The organism is Daejeonella sp., from assembly GCF_044342615.1.
Classification (GTDB): Bacteria; Bacteroidota; Bacteroidia; order Sphingobacteriales; family Sphingobacteriaceae; genus Daejeonella.
The window spans coordinates 1-6,093 of sequence record NZ_JBIIPN010000145.1 but is presented as its reverse complement, the minus strand read 5'-3'; the positions used below and the strand labels follow the sequence as shown (position 1 = coordinate 6,093).

The window sequence follows — 6,093 nt, the reverse complement described above, 5'->3', positions numbered from 1 at the left end:
AACATAAAAAGGAATTATTGAAAATTTATTTAATGCAATATTTTCTTTTTGATGTTAAAAATTTCAAATTTCAAAAGGCTATAAATACATTAATTACTCTCGTTTAATTGCTTTTGAATGGACATCCTAAATCGAAATTCAAGGAAAAAGACTGTATTTTTTGTAATAAATACCTTGGAAGGTGGAGGGGCTGAACGCGTACTCAGTACATTAGCTATTGATTTCCATAATCGTAAAATCCCTGTAAAAATAGTATGCCTCAATTATGCTGAAACGGTATATAAATTACCTAAAGATCTTGAAGTTACTTACCTGCTAAAAAGAAGTTCAAATAGCAAAACCTCAAGAATTTATTATGCATGCATAACATTTTTAAAACTTAGTTATTTATTCTTAAATGAAAAACCTGAATGCGTTATTTCATTCATGACTACATCTAATTTATGGTCTGGTTTATCAGCAATGATTACCAAAACAGATTTTATAGTTTCAGAGAGAACAACGCCAGAGCACAGCATTAAAACTCAAAACTATATTTTTAAAGCAGTTTTAAGTATTATTTATCGAAATGCTCGTGCCATAGTAGTCCCTGCAAAAGGAATTGAAAGCTGTTTGAAAATGTATTCAGGTTTTGAAAAATTATCCAATTTTAAAATTATTCATAACCCGATAACAGACCTAGGAAATCCTTCGAAATTAAAAGTTAATAATCGAAAATTCATTTTTGGAGCTGGGCGCTTATCTCATGAAAAAGGTTTCGACCGACTTATTGATGCTTTTGCAGCACTAAAGCTTAAAAATATAGATCTATTAATTGCTGGTGAGGGTCAAGAATATGAAGTCTTGAAGCAGAAAATACAATATCTAAGGCTTCAGAAGAAAGTTAAATTAATCGGTTTAAAATCAAACCTGCAAGATTATTATGCCCAAGCTGAATTGTTTGTATTGCCATCTAGAAATGAAGGTTATCCAAATGCTTTAATTGAAGCTATGAGTTTCGGATGTGCCTGTATAGCAATGGATTGTGAATTTGGTCCTTCTGAGATTATAAGACATCAAAAAAACGGACTTTTAGTTCAAAAGGATAATGTAAAAGAGCTTAGATCTGGAATTATTGAGATTTTAACAGATACAGTTTTAAAGGATAGAATTGCCATTAATGCGAAAAAAATCAATAAAACAAATTCGCTCAAAAGTATCTCTACTCAATGGCAAAATATAATATTTAGTACCTAGTTGGATCAGATTACTCAAAATTTGATCATTCTCAAAAATTTTCTTCTTCAGTTCATGTGTCTTCTTTAAAAAATACGATTATGAAAATACCTTTTTCTCCTCCTTTTATTGATCAATCAGTTATAGATCAAGTTATGGACACATTAAATTCTAAATGGATTACTTCTGGACCTAAAGTTAAAGCTCTTGAAGAGGAAATGGTATCATTAACTGGCTCAAAAGAGGCTGTTTGTGTTAATTCATGGACTAGTGGGGCAATTATGATGCTTAAATGGTTTGGGGTTGGTGATGGTGATGAAGTTATTGTTCCAGCTTATTCATATTGTGCTACTGCACTTTGTGTATTGCATTGTGGTGCCAAGCCTGTTATGGTTGATATTTTAGATGATTTGACTATTAATCCAGCAAAGATAAAGGAAGCTATAAGCAATAAAACTAAGGCTATTTTAGCTGTCGATATTGCAGGTTTACCATGTAATTATGATGCAATTAATAAACTGATTAAGGAGCCTAATGTTAGAGCATTATTTATTCCTGAATCCGAAAAACAATCAATTTTAGGTCGTATACTCCTTATTTCAGATGCTGCACATTCTATTGGAGCTTTGTATAATGATATGCCCTCTGCCTTGAAAGCAGATATTACCATTTTCTCATTTCACGCTGTAAAAAACATTACTACAGCTGAAGGAGGCTGTATTTGCTTGAATTTACCAGAGCTTTTTGATTGCAAAATGGAATATAGTTTTTTGAAAATGTTTTCATTAAACGGGCAAACTAAGGATGCCTTTAGCAAATCAATCGGCAATAACTGGAGGTATGACATCATTTTTAAGGGTTTAAAAATTAATATGCCAGACATTTGCGCTGCCATAGGCTTGGCCCAACTAAGAAAATATAAGAATTCACTACTTCCTGAGAGAAAGAGAATAGCCAAAAAATATAGTGACGCATTTCTTCATTATGATTGGTTTATTGAACCTGTTTTAAAGGATAAAAATCGTGAATCATCTTATCATTTATTTCCACTACGTATAAAAAATATTAGCGAAGAGGAGAGAGATCAACTCATTGATAAAATTATGGAAGCTGGAATAAATGTAAATGTTCATTTTATTCCTATGCCTATGCTCACCTATTTTAAAAGTATTGGATATCGCATGAGTGATTACCCCAACAGCTTTAAACAGTATTCTTGCGAAATTTCTTTACCTATTTATCCCCAGCTAAAAGAAGAAGAAATCGACTATATCATTGAAAATGTAATTGATAAAATTCAATCTCTTGTGAATCAGAAAACTCTTGTTGAAATCACTACCTAATCTGTTTTATTATGATTGCTAAAAGAATATTTGATGTGTTTTTTTCACTATTTGGAATCATTATTATACTCCCCTTGCTGATAATTATTGCAGTAGTTATTCTATTTGATTCGAAAGGAGGAGTGTTTTATAAACAAGTTCGTGTTGGTCGAAATAATACACCATTTAACTTGTTAAAATTCAGAAGTATGAAGATTGGTGCCGATAAGGGTAGCTTATTAACTATTGGTGATCAAGATGATAGAATTACTCGTTTTGGATACTTTCTTAGAAAATATAAACTCGATGAATTACCTCAATTGTTCAATATTTTAAAAGGTGATATGAGTTTTGTGGGACCAAGACCTGAAGTTTCAAAATATGTGGCTCTTTACGATCAGGTTCAACTCCGAATTTTAACTGTTAAACCTGGATTAACCGATTGGGCATCAATTGATTATATCAATGAAAGTCAGATGCTTGCTAAAGCCCAAAATCCAGAAGCATTTTATATTGAACATATCATTCCATTGAAAATTGCTCAAAATTTGCGCTATATAGATCATAATAATTTATGGATTGATCTGAAAATTATACTCTTAACAATTAAAAGTATTCTTTCTAAATAGCCTTTATTCTTCATTGATAAATCAATTCTGATTCTCTAAAATCTTTTAAATCAAATTGATATTAAAACTCCTAGCTACCTATGAAAACTCTTAAAATAATTGACTGGCCTTCGCAGCGGTTTTATTCTGAAACTCATCCATTTCATAGATGGAAATCCGAGTTTAAAGAAAATGGGGTTCAGATACAATTTCTTAATAGTCACCTTGATGAAAAGTTACCCGACTCCGATTATCTATTTATACACTCTAGATATTTTGAAAAAGGGAAAAATATTTATACTGAGCAGAGGCAAGATCAAGAATATTTAATTAATTATTTGACCGAAGTTAGACGATCGACGGCTAAACTAATATGGTTTGATGCTTCCGATTCAAGTGGTTCGAGTGATTTCTCTCTAATACCTTATGTAGATATATTTTTAAAAAAGCAGGTTTTAAAAGATCTAAATTATTACACCAATCCAAATATCAAAAATGAATTGAGGGTATGGCTTAATGATGCAAATTCTAATAAACCTGATTATCCTTTTCCTGCATGTCCAAAAGATCAACTCAAGAAGATTCGTTTAGGTTGGAATCTTGGATTTAATGATTATAGATATTTTGGATATAAATTAAGCAGACTCAGCAATTATTTAAGCTATGGATTGTATCCTCTAAAATTTAGTAAGCCCAGTAGCAAAAGAGATCTCGATTTAACATTTAGAGGTACCATTCACAAAGAAGACAATGGGCTTAACAAAGTGATGCAACAAAGAAATGCAACGCTTAGTTTCCTTAGTCAGCTGAATATGAAAATTGCTGCCGGAAGTCCGATTCCAAAGGATAAATATTGGAAAGAACTTAGAAATTCAAAACTTAGTGTTAGTCCCTATGGTTGGGGAGAAGTTTGTTACCGCGATTTTGAAACATTTGTTGCGGGAGCTTTACTCGTGAAACCTTCGATGGAACATTTAAATACCTATCCAGATGTATATAAACCATTTGAAACCTACTTTCCTGTTTCCTGGGATATGAATGATCTGCCCGAAGTGCTTGAATACCTTACTGCAAACTATAGTAATTATCGGGAAATTGCTCATAACGGTCAACAGGCTTATAAAAATGTCATTTCTGATGGCAATTCCTTTGTAAACACGTTCCTAAAGTCAATTGCTTAATAAATTTTTAATCTTTTCTTTAAACTATTCTTATGAGACTATTTGTTATTGTGTTTATGGTTTTATACCTCTATGCACTCGCTTTTGGAATTTTTATGACCGAATCATTCAGACTCCCAGCTCCATTACTTTTTGGTTTTCCGTTGATATTACTTTTTAGAGAAGGTGGCAAAGAATTAGTTTATTCAAAAGAACTAATCGCTTTTAGCTTAGCTCTGATTAGTTATTATGTTATTGGAATTGGTGATTATCCGTCATTTTTTGCCACTTTGCTAAATTTTATACTTTGTCTGTTTTTCTTCAATTATTTCATTGGCTCAAATACCGCAAGGTATAATTTATCTGTCTTCATCTTTTTTATTTTGTTGGGTGTTTCAGCTTTAGTCTTGGTGTTAAATAATTATTTTGTGGGGGTAGATGGACTTAGGGCACTACTTGTAGACGATGTTATTTTACAAAGTCCCGCAGGTATTTCAACCACCCAATTTACATTTGGATACCAACTAGCAGCCTTTACACCCTTTTTATTAATCTATACTTTTTTATTCCGAAAGCCGCTTTTTATTAGGTTATTGGCTTTTTTAACATGCTTGGTGCTCATATATTTAGGTATGCAACGCTCCGTTTTTGTCACTTTTGCCTTTTCAATTTCATTGTTTTTGATTCTTGCTTATCGTTTTAAAGCTGTTTTATTAATTACCATTGCAGTGATTTTTAGTATTGCATTTTACAATTTAGTCTTGAAAAACGATGTCAATAGTAGAGATAATATTGTAGCAAAAAACATCAATAATGATCCCGAGCATAATCGTTCATTGCTTACTGCTGAAAATTTAAGAATATATTCTGAATACCCCCTCGGACTTGTATTTTATGGTAAAACCTGGGGTGATGTAATCTATAGAAATCAAGTGTTTTCGAGTGGAATTACATCTCACAATGCCTATTTAATGTTTATGACTTATCTCGGGCCTTTTCTAAGTCTAGGATTTTTGCTCTTTATTTATGGTGGAGTTTTTCGAATTGCTTATCCTGCTCTCAAAGAGATTAGAAAGAGGGAAAATGCTTTGCTATTATGTTTATGCTTCTCCTTTATCGCTGTTTCAATAAATGCTTCAGCACATAATGCCTGGCTTTTAAGTGCTGATGGGCCTACCTTATTCCTATATTTTAGTATTCTTCATTTCGATAAGCTTAAGCCTTCAACTGAGCTCAATCCAGCTTTAATTTATAATCGGTAATTATGTTATTCTCATTCGTAATTCCAACCTATAACCGATCTGAAAAGGTTAGAAGGGCCATCAATAGTATTTTAATTCAGAAAAATTGGTCTGATTGTTCAGAAATTATCGTTGTAGATGATGGTTCTACCGATAATACCGAAAGTTCACTGCAAAATTATTTAAAACATGATCAAATTAAATTGATTAAGCATGACGTAAATGCCGGTGTGGCCCAAGCTAAAAATACAGGAATATTACATGCCAAATATCAATATTCAGTCCTATTAGACTCGGATGATCTTCTAAAGGATGGCGCCTTGGTTCATCTCAAAAATTTGGTGCTTAATAAAAATTATGATCTGTTTTTTTGTGGTAGTATGACTCTGAATGAAGGTAATTTATTGTATAATCCAAATTTTTATGGGCCAAAATCCTATTTAGATTTGTTAAAAACATCGGTTGGCGAATATTTGCCTGTAGTACGTACCGCGATTATGAAAAATAATCTCCTGCGAAATTTACGTGGCTATGAAAGTATTACCTG

At 32.1% G+C, this 6,093-nt stretch carries 6 protein-coding genes; all 6 read left to right on the top strand.

The window, feature by feature from the left end; genetic code table 11:
* Positions 1-117: 117 nt before the first annotated feature.
* Entirely contained in the window at positions 118-1,236 is a 1,119-nt protein-coding gene (locus ACIQ0D_RS10940) for a glycosyltransferase (RefSeq protein ID WP_395805535.1), read from the top strand.
* An 80-nt stretch (positions 1,237-1,316) separates the two neighbouring features.
* Entirely contained in the window at positions 1,317-2,558 is a 1,242-nt protein-coding gene (locus tag ACIQ0D_RS10935) for a DegT/DnrJ/EryC1/StrS family aminotransferase (protein WP_395805533.1), read from the top strand.
* 11 nt (positions 2,559-2,569) lie between these two features.
* On the top strand, positions 2,570-3,166 hold the full coding sequence (locus tag ACIQ0D_RS10930) for a sugar transferase (RefSeq protein WP_395805531.1): 597 nt from the start codon (positions 2,570-2,572) through the stop codon (positions 3,164-3,166).
* 80 nt (positions 3,167-3,246) lie between these two features.
* Entirely contained in the window at positions 3,247-4,326 is a 1,080-nt protein-coding gene (locus ACIQ0D_RS10925) for a glycosyltransferase family 1 protein (protein ID WP_395805530.1), read from the top strand.
* 32 nt (positions 4,327-4,358) lie between these two features.
* On the top strand, positions 4,359-5,567 hold the full coding sequence (locus ACIQ0D_RS10920) for a hypothetical protein (protein ID WP_395805528.1): 1,209 nt from the start codon (positions 4,359-4,361) through the stop codon (positions 5,565-5,567).
* A gap of 2 nt (positions 5,568-5,569) precedes the next feature.
* Positions 5,570-6,093: glycosyltransferase family 2 protein (locus ACIQ0D_RS10915; protein WP_395805526.1), on the top strand; the 524-nt coding region annotated here is incomplete at its 3' end.